This is a genomic window from Prochlorococcus sp. MIT 1341 (assembly GCF_034092415.1).
In the GTDB taxonomy this organism is placed as follows: Bacteria; Cyanobacteriota; Cyanobacteriia; order PCC-6307; family Cyanobiaceae; genus AG-363-P08.
This window is the reverse complement of the sequence record NZ_CP139304.1, coordinates 182,343-198,596: the sequence shown is the minus strand read 5'-3', so window position 1 is coordinate 198,596 and position 16,254 is coordinate 182,343. Positions and strand designations below refer to the sequence as shown.

Genomic DNA, 16,254 nt, shown 5'->3' with positions numbered 1-16,254 from the left:
GTATAATTGAAAAAAACTTTTTTTCATCTCCAATTGATACAATAATTTCTTGTTCACTATTTTACTGTTTATTTATTTTATTAGAAAAGGTTTCTAAGTGGTTCTTTTATCAGGCTAGTTGGGAAGTGATAACAACTAATCTACCTTTATATTTTTTCGGAAGCTATCCGACGTCCTATACCTGGAGACCAATCATATGGTTAGGTCTATTAATCATTTTGGTATTAATAACATTAACGAATGTTAAATATAATTTTCTAAGAAAATCGTTGCAAATAGCTTGGATATCTTTAATCCCATTTGGAATCATAATCCTTTCTGGTGGGATTTGGCTAAAACCTGTTCCAACAATCTACTGGGGTGGTATAACCCTTACCCTTTTCATTAGTTTCTGCAGCGGTGTAATAGCGCTTCCCTTAGGAATCATTCTTGCCCTTGGACGACAAAGTAATCTTTTAATTATTAGAAATGTTTGTAGTTTTTATATTGATTTTATGAGATCACTTCCTCTTATTGCCGTTCTTTTCTTTGGTCAACTTTTAGTGCCTCTTTTTTTACCTGTAGAGATTGAGTTAAACAGAGTAGTTAGGGCCATTATTGCATTTGCAATTTTTGCCGCCGCATATATAGCCGAGGATGTAAGAGGTGGGATTCAGTCAATACCAACAAATCAGTTAGAAGCAGGCGAGGTTCTTGGATTAAGTAGACCTCAAATATATTTACTAATTGTTTTACCCCAAGCCCTTAGAGTAGCATTGCCCGCGCTAACAAACCAAGCTGTTGGTTTACTCCAAAACACAAGTCTAATGGCTATCCTTGGACTAGTAGAACTACTGGGAATCAGCAGAAGCTTACTTGCTAATCCTGAATTCATAGGTAGATATATGGAAGTCTATGTGTGGTTGGGTATATGCTATTGGACTATGTGTACATTAATTTCGGTAATTTCAAAACAACTAGAATCGAATCTTAATCCAGACAAATTATGAAAAGAGTAATAAAAGCTAGAATGATTTCAAAATCATTTTTAAAAAATCAAAAGGCACTTGACAATGTTTCTATGCACGTAGAAGCTGGTGAAGTCCTGGTAATAATGGGCCCTTCAGGTTCCGGGAAAAGCACATTAATCAGAACATTTAATGGCCTTGAATCTATTGATGACGGAGAACTTGAAATACTAGGAATTAATATAAGCTCAGAAAATAATGCTAAAGAAATAAAAATACTACGTAAACGTATTGGTATGGTTTTCCAACAATTTAATCTATTTCCACACTTAACAGTCACCCAGAATATAACACTTGCACAAACAAAAGTTCACAATAAACCAATTAAAGAAGCCAATATTAGAGCCAGGGATTTACTTCTGCAAATGGGTATAGAAGATCAGTCTCTAAAATACCCAAGTCAATTAAGTGGTGGGCAGCAACAAAGAGTTGCCATCGCACGTGCTCTTGCCTTAGATCCGGAAATAATGTTATTCGACGAGCCTACAAGCGCTCTTGATCCCGAAAAAGTAAAGGAAGTCTTGGATGCAATAAAAGTTCTCGCAAGAAGAGGAATGACAATGGTAGTAGTAACTCATGAAATTACCTTTGCAAGGGAAGTAGCAGATAGGATCTTGTTTATGGATAAAGGGAGACTTATAGAAACATCAACACCTAAGGAATTTTTTACCAATGCTAAGGAGGAGCGTAGTAGAAAATTCCTAAATCAAGTGATGTGAAACCTCTAAAAAAACTAGTCCTACTAAGAGATCAGATCACGGCGAAAGCCCAGTAGTAGCCTATAAGCCCATAAATCCGGGATCTAGGTCTCTAAGAAATAAGAACGTGTGCTTGCTAAGGAGAATTCCATTCCTTATTTAGCGGTAAAATGTATTTAGCAATTACAGAAACATGGCCTACTCCCAAGTCGCAGTTGTTGTTGGCGGAATTGCACATGTGCCTGTTTTAATAGGCCTTGCAAAGTTTTTTGATGGTCAATCAGCCAAGAATTACAAAGCTGGGCAGGCGATTAGAGAACAGCAAGAAGCAAAAGTCAAGGCTGAAGAGGAGGCACGTGCAAGAGCACAGGCTGCAGAACAAGAAGCAAAACTAAAAGCAGCGGCACAGGCAAAAGCGGAGGCAGATGCCAAGGCCAAGGCTCAAGCAAAAAATAAAAAAGAAGCCGATGGCAAAACAGGTGGAAAATCCAAATAATTTAAACTCGACATAATTCAAAAGTTGGATCTATTTAGTAAGAAAACATCTAAAGGTAATATTTATCCTTAAGTCATTTAAATTTCTACGTTTAGGTAATGAATGCAACCAATGAACCTGGAAACTTGGTTGCATTATTAAAAGATCTCCATCAGTCAATAAAAAGGTGCTTTTAACATCCTTATAACGATGTTTCACAGAAAAATCTCTCGATCCACCCAAAGATAGAGATGCTATTGGCACATTTGGATCCAACTCCGATTCATTATCTGAATGCCAGCCCATAGAATCATTCCCATTTCTATAAAGGTTAAACAGACAACCATTAAATTTCACATTGCAAGTTTCATTAAGCCTTTCCAAAAGAGGTATCATCCAATCTTGCCAGCCAGAAGAATTATGTGTCACTCCACTATAGGAATAAGATATTCCTGGATGTCCCATAAAACATGTCATTCTTGGAACAAGATGTTTCTTACCAAATAATCGAATAGTTGGTTGAGTCCATTGAATCCCTTTTAGGATTGCTGATCGCATGTAAATAGACTCATCAGCGGAGAACCAGGATCGCCTTAGCTCAAATGGGTAGCATTTAAGATGATTTTGAACTGTCAAGAAAATTAAATCAATGAAGAAAGTGATTATTAATACGATAATTGAAAGTAAACAGAGCACATTCAATTATCTCTAGTCTATGTAAGACTGTTCTTAACATCTAATTCGATGATTAATCTTAATTGAAAGCTAAAGCATATGCTTTTACATAACAAAATAATATTAAAAGTATAGATTGAACCAAATATCTCTAGGTTCTTTTTTTACTTTCCCTTAAGACTAATTCTCTGATAGCAAAACCAGAGCCATTGTTGGAATAAAAGATTACGATGTGACCTCCAGGAAGTCTCAGGATTTTGCGGTTTGAAGTTCTCAGGAGGAGGGACATCTCCTCGAGCTCTATCCCTGTCCATTTCTGAATGTATTCTTCCAACGTTATATTCCGGGTGGCCTAAATGCATTAATTGGCGTTGATCAGTTGTCTCAAAAATGCTATACCCAACCTTGTTACCGTATGCCAGCAATCTAAGTTTACCTTTGTGTTGGGCATCTTCCATTGCTTGATCTTCAAAACCTGCATAGCGACTTTGTGGGCAAAGAAAATTGTCGTCTTGAGTACCCATAAGTGAATGTCCGGGAACTAAACTATTCATTGGGAAGACACCAAAAAGTTTCTTAGAAAAGTTAGTCTTTTCAACTCCAGCTAGATACGCAAGCGCAAAACCAGCCCAACAAAGTCCGAGGGTATTTGCACATTTCACTCTAGCCTCTTCAATTATCTCTACTAATTCGGGCCAATAATTAACTTCTTCAAAATCAAGGTGTTCAATAGGGGCTCCTGTAATTATCAATCCATCTAAGGAAGTAGGAGACATTGCTAATTCCCAATCAACATAAAGGCTGTCTAAATGTGCAATGTCCCAAGTTTTGTATTTGTGACTTTTTAGTCTTATCCATATTGGTTCTATTTGTAAAGGAGAAAGTCCCAAAGGGTGGAGAAGGTTGAACTCATATTGCTTACCTAGCGGCATTATATTAAGTATCCCAATTCTTAAAGGTCTTATATCCTGACGCTCTGCTAAATCAGGCTCTATCCATGAGATTCTATTTCTCTCCAACGCTTCAATCTTGTGATAATTACGTGGGAGAATGAGTGCCATAAACTATTCCTCTATCAGCTAATGCTCTGCAGGGCATTTTCGAAATCTGCCTTAATGTCATCAATATGTTCAAGGCCAACTGAAACTCTGACCATCGTAGGGGTAACGCCTGCCGATGCCTGCTCCTCTGGAGACAATTGTTGATGAGTTGTTGATGCAGGGTGAATAACTAAGGTCTTAGCATCACCTACATTTGCCAAATGGCTTGAAAGTGTTAGTCCATTTATAAAGTTAACTGCGTTATCAAAGCCACCTTTCAAAGAAAACATCAACATGCACCCCATACCTCGTTTAGTTAAATATTTTTTTGCGCGATCATTATAAGGATCAGAAGATAAACCTGGATAATTAACATTTTCTACATTAGGGTGAGCATCTAGCCATTTTGCAAGCTCCATCGCGTTGGATGCGTGCCTCTCAATTCTAAGACTTAAAGTTTCCAGCCCTTGCAACAAAAGGAAGGCATTAAAGGGACTTAAAGCTGGGCCCCAATCTCTAAGACTTTCAATCCTTGCCCTAAGTGCAAATGCGATATTTCGATCATCAGGGATCCCTAGACTTTTGCAAACATCACTACCAAAGCCAAAAGCCTCCCAATGAATCAATCCATGGTAAGCCTCACTTGGTTCACTAAGTAATGGGAACTTTCCATTGCCCCAATCAAATGTTCCTGCATCAACAATTACTCCACCAAGACTAGTCCCATGACCTCCAATCCACTTAGTAGCACTTTGAACAACAACATCAGCGCCAAAATCTATTGGACGAAATAAAGCTCCTGCTGCACCTAATGTATTGTCAACAATCAAAGGAATACCATTGTCCTTTGCTAATTTAGATAACCCTTCAAAATCTGGAATATTAAATCTTGGATTACCCATAGATTCAACATAAATTGCCTTTGTATTTGAATCTATTAATTTAGAAAAACTTTCTACTTCATCACCATCCGCAAACTTCACATTAATCCCTATCCTTGGAAACTGAACCTTAAATTGATTATATGTTCCTCCATAAAGGAATGATGTGGAAATAAAGTTATCTCCGGCTTGCATGCAGTTTGTTATCGCAAGAAATTGTGCTGATTGGCCTGAAGCAGTTGCCACAGCAGCAATTCCACCTTCAAGCGCTGAAACTCTTTTCTCAAAAACATCTGTTGTTGGATTCATAAGACGGGTATAAATATTCCCAAATTCTTTTAATCCAAACAAGTTAGCTCCATGCTCAGCGTCATTAAAGACATAAGAACTTGTTTGATAAATTGGTACAGCTCTAGCATTAGTTGCTGGGTCAGCAACCTGACCGGCGTGAAGCTGAAGTGTCTCAAAGCGATGGGTAGTCAATTAGGAACAACAGAAAGTCATCACCCTTTCTAGCTACTCAGGCTGATTCCGACTCCAATCATCAGGAGGTGAAGGTTTATCTGTTTCAGCTAATGAAGGGAATAAATCCCTTAGCAAAGTTGAAATCCTTGTTCTAACTTCCTTGCGAAAGGTTTTCACAGCCATTTTGTCGAGAATTAGGTAAGACTTATCATCAGAGCATTCACCATCCCTTAGGAAACGCCAGTTAGTTGATTCAGTCTTTTTTAAAGCTTCAAGAGGAGCCTTAAAGTCAAAAACTTCTTGTTTTGATTTGCCACTGTTTTCTTCTTGAGCAGTTTTTAAGATCTCCTCTCTGATCTGAACAAGTGCCCTAGCTTTTATTGTATCTGGCAAACCTAATACAGGTTCGTAGTATTCCAGGACTCTGAGCTCTTCCTCTAAAAGAATGGCCCAAGCTCCTCTATGGCCTTCTTGAAGACCATAGGAAGCTTCAGCACTATTCATCGCATCCAAATAAAACAAAAGCCATCTGTAGTAGGACTTCTCTTTGATCGGCTTCCTGATTGCAGTTTTTCCGCTAAGAATTTTTGGTAACGCTGCTTCCGCTTTACGCAAAAACAATCTATCTTCGCGCTCAAGATTTATGGCCCCCCAGCGTTGCCTATAGTCCCAGAGCTCTGCATATCGTGCAACGTCCTCATTAGACCAACCTTGATCTTTTAATTCTTCTGCCCTGTGAGTAGATTCTTTAGCCACGAGATGGATTTAGGTATCTAGATGGAAGCGTAGTAGGAGGAGGTGCACTGGCTGGAAAGAGTTTCAAGTAAGTAGATATAGGGATAGATTCATTTTGGCTGTAACCCACTGGAAGCCAAAGATCATAAGAGCCTACTCTGTAATGAATTTCCCAATGATATAGACCTATAAAAACGAGTGGATCATCCTTCATAAGCTTTGAATATGCCAAAACAGCTTTTCCATAGTATGAGCTGTTGTTATACCCCCAAAGGCCTTTACTTATATCCGATAAACCTCCCCGACGAACTAAATATCTTGCTGCTGCCTGAATTGCATCATGTGGATTTCGTATATCTCCATTGTTGCCAATGCCTTTTTCAGCCCAAGTAGAAGGGAGGAATTGCATTGGCCCCTGAGCATTTGCAATCGAGACACCATCTATACGGCCCATTCCTGTTTCGACTAAATTCACAGCAGCCAAAACTTCCCAATCAATTCCTGTTTCTCTTTCTGCTTTTTTATAATACGTAAGAAGCTTTTCTGGAGGTTCAGGTTTGATAATTCGCCACTTAGGCATAAAGGACGGGCCTACAGAAGTTGATCTCATACTCAAGAATTGCCTTCTCGCTAATAAGTGGAGCCCAGCGATTTCTTGCCATTGACTAGCTAATCGTAAAAGGACCTGATCGGAAAGCCTTAAATCTTTTGCTAAAAACCTATAGATAACTTGTTGTTGATGACCAAGCCTAGGGAGTAATTTTTTAGGGGTAGCAGGGTTTCTTAATGCACTTTCAAGGTCTGAAATCAACTCCGCAATTTCACTAGGGTCACTTGGTACTAAAGGATAATGTCTTCCATCGGGCATAGAGGGAAGGGATAAGTCAGTGGGTAATGAAACTTTCGCGCTTGATAAAAATTTCTCAAGTGAAGTATCGACTCCAAAAGCATTAACTATTCCTATGCCCAAAGAAGATAGGAGTAGAACAAAAGCTAAGTAGTTAGTTTTACCGATTGAGTTCTTACTCAAGCCTACTAATGGGTAAAAAGCAAGATTATCCTAATCAAGGGGTAGATGCAGAGAGATTAATTGATTCTCCATATAAGAAGTAATACTGCTGCATAAAATATATTTATAAGATAATATTTTTGACTTAGCCGAAAGGACTAATTCAAATATTATTATCCTATTAGGTAATTAATTCGTACCTTTTTTGAAAGACTCTCTAATTGTCGAGATTTAGGAGAATGGGAAAGGACCTGCCTGACCTGTAGAGCTAGTGAAGCCTGATAAAGCCCAAATACCAAAGGAAAACAAGCCACAGCCAATAAAGAACATCAAGTGTGAAATGTAACGAATACGTTCTTTTTCACCTATCCCGCCTGCTAGAGGCAGGTCACCAAGGAATCTTGAATTCGAGTCGTTTGAATTTGAAGGTGCCATGCCAGCAAATCTGAGCAATTATTTCCGAAATTATTGCATAGGAACCTCACTAGAAAGACAGAGCTTCCCATTCAGAAAGCTTCCGAAACAAGAATTTGTTTCTTGAAGATCTGGTTTCCATAATTCAAAAAACCCTAATCACTTGAAACAATAGTATTTGCAGGGCTTCTGAGAGATCCCCTTCTAATCAACCAAAGTCTCGCCTAAATAAAAGATCAAACTAAATCAACACAAAAATCGATTCCAAGAAATCCATCAAAAACAATGGGAGTTCAAAACTCAAAAAAGCATTAGGGAAGGAAGAGGGGGAATTGCTAGCATCGAAAAGTCGAATGACAATTCGATATGAGGAGGGGTGGTCGAGTGGTTGATGGCTCTGGTCTTGAAAACCAGCGAGGTGCGAGCCTCCGTGGGTTCGAATCCCACCCCCTCCGTTTCTAAATAGAATAATTATTGAGCACACCAAAGAACAAAATGTCTAATAAGCTTCTAAAGCAGTTAAAAAGCATAGGTCTGGGCTTATTTATCTCTTATTTAATAGCCTCCGCGATTTACACCCCTCCAGTACAAGCTGCTAAGAGTTTAGAATTAGAAGACAAAGCAAACCTTGAGGAAACAGTTAGCAAAGGTTATTCAAATAAATTCTGCAATGCTATTGGAATGGGTGTCTCAAAAGAAGGTGCTCTAAAGCTTGCAATTACTGAAAATTCAAAACCATCATTTAACCCTTCGCTATGGCTTGACCTTGCCTTCTCTGGAAATGAAAAGTTCAATTCGCTTGATCAAGATAGGATAATAGAACTGGCCTCAGATCAAGTGATCAATCGTTGTGGGATTGCGATTAATATCACCAACGAATCTGAAAGAATAGACTTTAAGGATGAATTCCGAAAACAAGCCAAAACAAATAAAATATAACAACAAGTTTACTTTCAAATCTACAAGTAAGCAAAGCTATAAAAGAACAAATCGAGCTAACCCTCTCTCTTTGCAAAAATTACCTTCATTAACAATACAGAAAGCGCGAGAACAAAAGTAATTAAATTAGAAATAATTACTGGGTTAGCATGTATCTCCCAACCGTAAACCCCCCATAGCGCGACTCCTAGGCTAAATAATATAAACATGGAATAGGAGACATCTTCAGCAGATCTAGATCGATATGTCTTAAGGATTTGTGGCAGAAAAGCTATTGTAGTAAGGCAGCCTGCTACTAATCCTAAGGAGTCTACAGGGCTGGGCAAATCCATCTAAGAATAAGAAGAATAGATTTATTCATGATTAAATATAGCAAGGCAATGGATATATCTATTTGCAGCCTAAAGTGTCTTTAGTTTTCCTTCCGGTAACAGGATTAATCCCATCAGCTTGCAAACACAAAGTCTTAAGAACATCCGTTCGAAACGGAACATTTGTGAAATCAGCGCCATTTATATTTACATCTTCAAACCTAGTATTGAAGGCAAAGGCATCCTCCAGAACAGCATCTTTCAAGTCAGTTCTTTCTAGAACAGCTGAATCTAATGTCACTTCGCGAAGGTTAGCGAGACTTAAATCTGCTTCCTGAAGTTTTGCACCGAAAAGACTAGCTCCTTGAAGATTGGATCCAGATAAGTTGGCTTGCTTAAGATTAGTTAGATTAAAAGTAACTCCTCTCAAATCTTGCCCTGAAAAATCTGCACCTATAAGAGACTCTTTTGAGTAATCCGTCGAAGCAAATGCCGACAACACCGAAACTGACAGAATTAGGCCCAGGAAGAGAATCTGAAACAAAATCAAGCGCAACATAATGAGTCGTTTTAAGCCACAACCAAAGAATACTGTCTCGAAATACATTCTGTTAATAAAAAGGTTTGTAGCCAACAAGAGCCTTTCTCAACAAAAATCGCTATTAAAGGCTTATTAGATATAAGAACATGCTTTCCCCCGAGAAAAGGGAGCTTCTAAAAGAGATCATGCAAAGAGTGGCCTCAGGAAGCTCAGTCACTCTAGAAGAAAGAAAATACTTACATAAATATGCTGACAAAGATCAAACCATAGCTTCATGGCTTCATAGTGCTAGACGTGAACAGCTAAAAGGCAAGAATGAAACTGATCAAATAGAAACTCTTCTCGATAGTCTCAATTTAGGGTCTATTGATCCAGATGCATCACACTTTCAGGGTGATGATCTTGCAGACTTTTTCATTGGAGCACCCTCCTGGCTTGCAAGAAGCTAACTTGAAGATATTCAAGGAAAGAGCTGCGCGAACAAACCTCTCAGAAAATCCATCCGGTTTCTATGACTAGAGAGGCAAAATTCCCTTTGCTGTTCGTACAGAACTGATCGGGCATCACGACCCATTGCTTGATATATAAATTCAGAATCTTCGCGAATCCATTCTTCAACCATATCTCCATAGATCTCTGCATGAAATTGGAGCCCGTAAGCATTAGGCCCAATGCGGAATAATTGTTCTCTACATCTAGAACTACTAGCAAGAAGAGATGCGGATTTGGGAAGTAAAATCCTGTCCTCATGCCAATGCAAGACTTGCATTGGTTCTTTTAAGTACTCTAACAAAGGCTCGTCAGGTTGTGGGTGAAGGGGGAAGACAGGAGACCATCCAACTTCAGGATTAACGCGTTTTTCCTCAGTAATCAAAGTTTCAACATTACCACCGGAAGCATAAGCAAGTAATTGAGCGCCGAAACAAACTCCAACAAATGGTATTTGTTTTAAAAGAACTTGCTTTATAAGATTAATTTCGTTGTCAATCCACAGATATTTTGATTTATCTCGGTCCATAACACTCATTGGTCCACCAAGAATTAAAAGTGAATCAATATCAGATATGATTGGTAATTGAGAGCTTTTATCTAAGCGGTAGACTGAAATATCAATGCCAAATTCACGAGCTATGATAGAAAATAGTCCGGGACCTTCTCGTTGAAGGTGCTGAAGAATAACTAATCTAGGCATTAATAATTAGAGTAGTATTGTGGAAAATTAGAAGACAATTCTAACTTTAAACCCTATTAAATTTAAATCAATCAGTCAGCTTGAAGCTGAGGTGTAAAACCTTAAGGCATACAACCAGAAAAAGCGAGCCGCGTAAAAAAACAAAAAGGCCAGAGGAAGAGAAAGAGTAACAAGTAAGCTTGACCAACGCCCCGAAAGAACCTCTGCTGGTACTGTTGTTAAAAACGCTATAGGCAATATAAAGGTAAAGATCGTACGCAAAACATATGGATAAGAAGAGACTGGATAACGGCCTGCCACTAAAATAGACCTAAGTACCTCGGTAGCGTTCCAAATCCTTACAAACCAAATACTAGTAGTGGCTAGCAAAAACCATAAGCTATACAGAATCAACAAACTAGAGATGATCGTCGACAAAAACAATAAACCAGAAAATATATTGATATGAAAGGAAGATCTGAAAAGTGAAAATAAAACCAGAGATACTCCACAAAGAACTGAAGGGAATCCCCAGGGAGAAAACATTCTTAAAGACAACCAGATTTGACTATCTATAGGCTTTAGAAGTACAAAATCAAGCGTACCATTTTGAACATGCTGGACAATCTTACTAAGGTTTGGCTGTAGAATCGAGGTTGTTATACCTTCTAAGAAGGTATAAATCCCTAACACTAGTAATGATTCATCCCAACTCCAACCTCCTAAATTAGAGTAAGGTGTATAGAATAACGATAATAAGAAAATACTTCCAAAAAGGTTGGCTATTACTGCTACTAGTTCAACAAAAAAATTAAAGCTATATTCCAACTCGGTTGCGATCGCAGTTAACCAAAAGTATCTTATAATGTTAAAATAAAAATTCAAGATCTTGACCATTTAATATATCTATGCCCCCATTGCAGAGTAATGTTTAATACCTCGTCTCCATGCAATAAGACTACATAGAAATAATATAAATCCCCATACAATAAGCGTTAGGAACACATTGAAAACATCAATGTTTGATCCAGAAAGAATGCGAGCAGGGAAATATAAAAAATAAGGAAAGGGTGTCAACATAACAATTGATTTAATCTGTTCTGGGAAGGTATCCAAAGGAGCAACCATACCAGAGAGAAAAATATATGGTATAAGCAAAACCCTCTCAAAAGCTGCTGATCGTTCATTCCAAAAACAAAGCATTGCAAAAGTCCAATGCAAGAGAAAACGTACCAGGAAAGCTATAAATATGATTAAAATTCCCAAAGCAAGATCACTTAAGTTAGGTATAAAAAAAGCCTTAGGAAGAAGTGAAAAGACAAAAATAAGCATAATTATGACTATAGGTATGCGTGTGATTTGTTCAGCAAGATGTGAGGAAAGGTATCTCCAAAATGGTGTTAAGGGCTGCAACAAATATGGAGACAATTTACCTTCAACATAATCTTCTTCGAAAGTCACCATTACCCAAACAGCAGTGAATTGACGCACTACAAAAGCACTTATAAAGTAACGGGTTATTTCCTCTGTAGTAATTCCTGCAATTACAAGAGCTTGGGAACCACTCCAAATCGATAACATTATTAGAGGTAAAATACCAGAAACTGCCCAAAGTACAATTTCGGCCCGATATTCCACCATAAGTGCATATTGTGTACTTAACAATGTATATGCAATCTGGAAAATATTTCTTAGAGGGAATTTTTTCCGAAAATATTTAATCATTATTGTACTTTGCCAGATTGGAAAAGTTTACCAATTAGTTCCTCAATAGGAGGGTCTCCTATTTCAAGGTCCTTAACAGGAAAATTATTAAGTATTGACGAAACTGAATTTGTTAGTTTTTCCCTGGGAATCAGGATCCGCGCAAGGTAACCATCACACTCTTCTAATTCTCCAAATTTTTTCAACAAATGATGCTCCTGAGGTTCTTTAAAGGCTATTTTTACTGATCTATAAGGTGTAAGTCTTTCAGTAAGAGACTCTAGGGATCCATCATGAAACAATGAACCCTTATGAATCAACATAACTCTAGAACATAGTGAGGTGATATCGGCCATATAGTGACTTGTAAGTAGAACCGTTGCTCCATATTTTTTATTGTAATCAGCTAAAAACTTGCGTACCCTAGCCTGAGCATTTACATCTAAGCCCAAGGTAGGTTCATCTAAAAAGAGGACAGAAGGGCGATGCAAAAGAGAGGCTAAAAGCTCGGCCTTCATCCTTTGCCCAAGTGAAAGCTTTCTAACAGGGCGTGTAAGTTCTTCGTCCAATTCCAACATTGAAGAAAGTTCTTTTATACGCTCTTTGGCCTCTGTTCTGTTTATTCCGTAGACGGCAGCATTTACATACAAGGAGTCTAATGGGGGCAAATCCCAAATCAGCTGTTGCTTCTGTCCCATCACCAATGTTATTTGACGAAGAAATTCTTTATCTCTAGCGAATGGTTTCTTACCCCCAACAATGACTTCACCACTTGTTGGACAAATTAGCCCGCACAACATTTTCAAGGTAGTGGTTTTACCTGCCCCATTTGGGCCAATAAACCCAACCATTTCACCACGATTTATCTGAAAGCTCACATTCCTAACCGCTTGGACAGTTTGAAACTTCCTATTGAAAAAATTTGATAATGCTCCTGATATACCAGGTGTTTTTACTGAAACCCGATAACTTTTACATAGATCTTTCGCTTTAACTAAAGCCATAAAAACTTTCCCTGCTCAAAACCGGCAATAAAAAGAGTCATTCCAAAGGATATAACCCCTAGTCTAATAAACAAACCTTGACAATAAAACAACCCTTACCACAAATAGCCTACCAGTTAGACAGCAATGCAAAAAAGCTGCATATTTCGTATCAAAGAAACCTTTTTTCATTTATAAATCCACTCAAAAAATCAAGTCAACTGAACCTAGAGATTTACAACCACCGGGGAACAAAAGACAACATGGCTTAGTATTGTCAGATCAAAAGACAGTTATTTACTGAAAAAAAGGCAAAATAAGCCATGAGTGAAACTGGGCTCACCACAACTTCATCACTTAGTTGGCCTAGTGGCTTGCCGAAGAATGACATAACCTCAAATGACTCTTCCGTCATCACTGAAAAGAACACCTCAAATAAACCCTCTGGACAACTATCCAACGGGTTATTAGGTTGGTACGCTATTTGCACCACTAAGGATTTAAAAGAAGATAAACTGCATTTTTTTAGTATGTACAACGAGCCTCTTGTCCTATATAGGGATAAAGACAAGAGGGTCAGGTGCATTAAGAACCTTTGCCCTCATCGAGGAGCTTCCTTTCAAGGCGGCGGCATTAAAGATGGTGAAATCGTATGCCCTTACCATGGCGGTCGATTTTCCGCAGAAGGCAATTGTACAAATTTAGATAGAATCACCTGTCAGCATATTATTGACTCTAATTACAATAACTATGCAAAAAGAATTCATTTATACCAATATCCCTGCATCGAAAAAGATGGTTATCTGTATATATATTATGGAGGAAAAGCTAAGACAGATCTATCTGAAATAGAAATCAAATCTTCTCTGGATAATACATTACCAGAGTCATATGGCTTCAAGCCAAGTGATTATGCCTATGAAGAGGTTTGCGTAGACTTCAAGTGTGATTGGGCAAGAATTATTGAGAATCACCTAGACATTTTACATATTTTCTGGATACATGGTGATACTATTCCAGATAAGGATGTCAATCGAGAAGTAATAACGAGTTTTCATCAAAATATAACTCGAGATGGTAGACATATTGAAAGCAAATATAACCATAAAGAAAAGGAAAAGGGTGAGTTTATTACAATTAAATTTATTCCACCAGGTAGAATATGTATCTACAAAGGAACCCCAGAAACTGCAAGATATATACAAGTTCTCGACCATATACCTTTAGCTAAAAACAGATCAAGAGTAATCGTCAGGCACTACAGAAAATTTATGAAAAACAAGTTAATTACAAAACTAATTTTATTTAGACAGCTTCAACAAAGAATCTTCTATAAAATATTTTGCGAAGACTATCTCGTGCTAAAAACACAAACATTTAACGAGCAAATGGGCTATATACAAAAAGACAATGTAAAGCTATTAGGAGAAGACAAGATGATTCAATACTATTGGGATTGGTTTAACAACTCTTTAAATAATGAACGTCCCTGGGACCTTCATCCTACAAATGCAGATACTAATAAAGTTCATCTAGATATGCCAATGGCTTACCCACCAGAAAACAAAACACTCATGCACAAAAACAATCGATCGATAACCCTAAACCTAATAGCCAGATTATTGGTACCCATTGGCCTGTTGGCACTTTTTCTATAATTAAAAAATTCTATTTTTTTATTTTTAACCCGAAACGCAGGTCTTCATACAAAAATATGTTGATATTACAAATTTCAGTTAATTTAGTTATTTTCAAAATTAACTAAATTAAGATATAATTATGCAAACTAATTCGTTTTAAGATTGACATCAAATAATCAGAGGCCAGCTTGGATGAACTGGGCCTTCCTTGGTATTTTCTTGTGGTCAAGCTGGCAGCTTTATGGTTTCTGGTCGCAAACACTGAATGGTTTTTGAGACATGCTTTATTTTGCCTTACCTACCAGACTAAGTTAATTTAATTCACTGCTCCAACAAAATCTTTCTCAAAGCTATAGAACTCACTCTTACAAATCAACTTGAAATAAAAGCTATAGTAATAACATAGTCACTCAAAGAGAAACAATTACGATAAACACAAGTATTATTAGAAATGCAAAAAATAATCTTTTATCTATTCCAGCAAATTTGGGCATTCTATTTATAGCTCTTGATCTACTAGAGGCATCAAAAGGTTTACTACAAACGCTACAGACCAATCTTCCTGCAAGTGCTCTATCAGCGCGAAAAAGTTTGCTTCCGCAGAATTTACAAGATCTTGTAATCATCGACTAATCTCCCCGGGCTTTTCAACGTTTATAAAATCAGGAGTAAATGAGGTAGGGTGCATATATAAATAGGAATTAAGATCAAGCTATTTCTTTTTTAGATTAGACTATACAAGGTTAATGCTCTAAAAATTATTAAGATCATGATATAAATCTATTTAGAAAAGACAACGGCTTCCCTTTTGACTCGGTAAAATCTAAAAGAGCTTTTGACTTATAACTATAAAGTACAGAATTGTCTGTTTCTAAAAAATAGGTGGCTCCTCTCTGGGTCAAATAATCTTTATTAAACATGTACAAGTTCCAATTGGACAACACCTCAATCATATTCATTAAGCGAACCGTAGCGAGTTCAAAAGGCCTTAAATATCCATCTCCAAAAACTAAACTAAAAAACTTAGGCTGAAGAAAAGGTAAAAAGGGATCTCCTCCTTTATTCCTATAAAAAATTCGTTGGTTTGAATATAAATCTCCCACATATCCCCTGATTACCTCATGAATAGTGCCAGGGGATCCAAAGCCCATACACATTAAAAGTAAATTAATATATGAATTATTTGTAAGCTGAAGTCCTGGACTTAGACCTAGAGATAAATGTAGAGAATTTGTTTTCTCTACAATAAGTGAATCCCTAGGAAAACCAGTGAATGATGAAAAACGGTTTGAGGATTCCTCACTACCTATTCCAATAAGCAGAGTTTTAATGTTCTTATTTTCAAGTTGAGAGAGGTTTAACGCCAAGAGTTGCCCATACTCAAGGCTATCAAAATCACCTAAAAGTCCCAGAAGAATAATGAGCTTTCTGGAGTCCTCTTGCATGCTTGAGACTTTTGAAAGCCGTTTGAAGAGAGATTCTGAAAAAAAACTAGCTTGCATAAACTGTTGGATTTAACTTCTGACTCTTTATAAGAAAGATCTAGTCTCTATACCTAGAAAGAAG

General features: G+C 37.5%; 19 protein-coding genes and 1 tRNA gene. 7 read left to right on the top strand and 13 right to left on the bottom strand.

Annotated features, from left to right (window positions below; all coding sequences use genetic code 11):
• Window positions 1-269 precede the first annotated feature (269 nt).
• The 3 genes from SOI84_RS01010 to SOI84_RS01000 all read left to right on the top strand — a co-directional run bounded on the left by SOI84_RS01010 (window position 270) and on the right by SOI84_RS01000 (window position 2,201).
• Complete coding sequence (locus SOI84_RS01010; RefSeq protein ID WP_320674553.1) at window positions 270-989, top strand: amino acid ABC transporter permease; 720 nt, start codon at window positions 270-272, stop codon at window positions 987-989.
• The gene (locus tag SOI84_RS01005; RefSeq protein WP_320674552.1) at window positions 986-1,726 is read left to right on the top strand and encodes an amino acid ABC transporter ATP-binding protein; all 741 of its coding nucleotides are present in this window, start codon (window positions 986-988) and stop codon (window positions 1,724-1,726) included. The genes SOI84_RS01010 and SOI84_RS01005 overlap by 4 nt, the downstream gene beginning before the upstream one ends.
• A gap of 172 nt (window positions 1,727-1,898) precedes the next feature.
• Complete coding sequence (locus tag SOI84_RS01000) at window positions 1,899-2,201, top strand: hypothetical protein (protein ID WP_320674551.1); 303 nt, start codon at window positions 1,899-1,901, stop codon at window positions 2,199-2,201.
• Window positions 2,202-2,231: 30 nt separating this feature from the next.
• Here the strand turns inward: SOI84_RS01000 and SOI84_RS00995 are convergent, their stop codons facing one another.
• From SOI84_RS00995 to SOI84_RS00970, 6 genes are all read right to left on the bottom strand, one after another.
• Entirely contained in the window at window positions 2,232-2,816 is a 585-nt protein-coding gene (locus tag SOI84_RS00995; protein ID WP_414153599.1) for an alpha-ketoglutarate-dependent dioxygenase AlkB family protein, read from the bottom strand.
• Window positions 2,817-3,019: 203 nt separating this feature from the next.
• Entirely contained in the window at window positions 3,020-3,916 is an 897-nt protein-coding gene (locus SOI84_RS00990; protein WP_320674549.1) for a homoserine O-succinyltransferase, read from the bottom strand.
• Between the two features lie 14 nt (window positions 3,917-3,930).
• Window positions 3,931-5,259: an O-acetylhomoserine aminocarboxypropyltransferase/cysteine synthase gene (locus tag SOI84_RS00985; RefSeq protein WP_320674548.1), complete on the bottom strand. Its 1,329-nt coding sequence runs from the start codon at window positions 5,257-5,259 to the stop codon at window positions 3,931-3,933.
• Between the two features lie 33 nt (window positions 5,260-5,292).
• Window positions 5,293-5,997 carry a hypothetical protein gene (locus SOI84_RS00980; protein WP_320674547.1) on the bottom strand — a complete coding sequence of 235 codons (705 nt, stop codon included), beginning with the start codon at window positions 5,995-5,997 and terminating at the stop codon, window positions 5,293-5,295.
• The gene (locus SOI84_RS00975) at window positions 5,990-6,844 is read right to left on the bottom strand and encodes a transglycosylase SLT domain-containing protein (RefSeq protein ID WP_414153639.1); all 855 of its coding nucleotides are present in this window, start codon (window positions 6,842-6,844) and stop codon (window positions 5,990-5,992) included. The genes SOI84_RS00980 and SOI84_RS00975 overlap by 8 nt, the downstream gene beginning before the upstream one ends.
• 372 nt (window positions 6,845-7,216) lie before the next feature.
• Complete coding sequence (locus SOI84_RS00970) at window positions 7,217-7,420, bottom strand: hypothetical protein (RefSeq protein ID WP_320674545.1); 204 nt, start codon at window positions 7,418-7,420, stop codon at window positions 7,217-7,219.
• A gap of 349 nt (window positions 7,421-7,769) precedes the next feature.
• Here SOI84_RS00970 and SOI84_RS00965 point away from each other — a divergent pair.
• Together SOI84_RS00965 and SOI84_RS00960 are read left to right on the top strand one after the other, a co-directional pair.
• Window positions 7,770-7,854, top strand: a tRNA-Ser gene (locus SOI84_RS00965).
• A 40-nt stretch (window positions 7,855-7,894) separates the two neighbouring features.
• Entirely contained in the window at window positions 7,895-8,338 is a 444-nt protein-coding gene (locus tag SOI84_RS00960) for a hypothetical protein (RefSeq protein WP_320674544.1), read from the top strand.
• Window positions 8,339-8,394: 56 nt separating this feature from the next.
• On the opposite strand, the gene SOI84_RS00955 is transcribed toward SOI84_RS00960, so the two are convergent.
• Window positions 8,395-8,670, bottom strand: coding sequence for a SemiSWEET transporter (locus SOI84_RS00955; RefSeq protein ID WP_320674543.1), 276 nt, complete (start codon window positions 8,668-8,670; stop codon window positions 8,395-8,397).
• Between the two features lie 58 nt (window positions 8,671-8,728).
• Complete coding sequence (locus tag SOI84_RS00950) at window positions 8,729-9,208, bottom strand: pentapeptide repeat-containing protein (RefSeq protein ID WP_320675484.1); 480 nt, start codon at window positions 9,206-9,208, stop codon at window positions 8,729-8,731.
• Window positions 9,209-9,336: 128 nt separating this feature from the next.
• Between SOI84_RS00950 and SOI84_RS00945 the strand changes: the two genes are divergently transcribed.
• A complete protein-coding gene (locus SOI84_RS00945) occupies window positions 9,337-9,639 on the top strand; it encodes a hypothetical protein (RefSeq protein WP_320674542.1) in 303 nt (100 codons plus the stop codon).
• 11 nt (window positions 9,640-9,650) lie between these two features.
• Here the strand turns inward: SOI84_RS00945 and SOI84_RS00940 are convergent, their stop codons facing one another.
• The 4 genes from SOI84_RS00940 to SOI84_RS00925 all read right to left on the bottom strand — a co-directional run bounded on the left by SOI84_RS00940 (window position 9,651) and on the right by SOI84_RS00925 (window position 13,069).
• Window positions 9,651-10,382: a type 1 glutamine amidotransferase gene (locus SOI84_RS00940; protein ID WP_320674541.1), complete on the bottom strand. Its 732-nt coding sequence runs from the start codon at window positions 10,380-10,382 to the stop codon at window positions 9,651-9,653.
• Window positions 10,383-10,457: 75 nt separating this feature from the next.
• Window positions 10,458-11,246: an ABC transporter permease gene (locus SOI84_RS00935; protein ID WP_414153638.1), complete on the bottom strand. Its 789-nt coding sequence runs from the start codon at window positions 11,244-11,246 to the stop codon at window positions 10,458-10,460.
• A 21-nt stretch (window positions 11,247-11,267) separates the two neighbouring features.
• Entirely contained in the window at window positions 11,268-12,002 is a 735-nt protein-coding gene (locus SOI84_RS00930) for a multidrug ABC transporter permease (RefSeq protein WP_320674539.1), read from the bottom strand.
• A gap of 83 nt (window positions 12,003-12,085) precedes the next feature.
• Complete coding sequence (locus SOI84_RS00925) at window positions 12,086-13,069, bottom strand: ATP-binding cassette domain-containing protein (RefSeq protein ID WP_320674538.1); 984 nt, start codon at window positions 13,067-13,069, stop codon at window positions 12,086-12,088.
• 302 nt (window positions 13,070-13,371) lie between these two features.
• Between SOI84_RS00925 and SOI84_RS00920 the strand changes: the two genes are divergently transcribed.
• On the top strand, window positions 13,372-14,706 hold the full coding sequence (locus tag SOI84_RS00920; RefSeq protein WP_320674537.1) for a Rieske 2Fe-2S domain-containing protein: 1,335 nt from the start codon (window positions 13,372-13,374) through the stop codon (window positions 14,704-14,706).
• Window positions 14,707-15,455: 749 nt separating this feature from the next.
• Here the strand turns inward: SOI84_RS00920 and SOI84_RS00915 are convergent.
• Complete coding sequence (locus tag SOI84_RS00915) at window positions 15,456-16,190, bottom strand: AhpC/TSA family protein (RefSeq protein ID WP_320674536.1); 735 nt, start codon at window positions 16,188-16,190, stop codon at window positions 15,456-15,458.
• Between the last annotated feature and the right edge of the window lie 64 nt (window positions 16,191-16,254).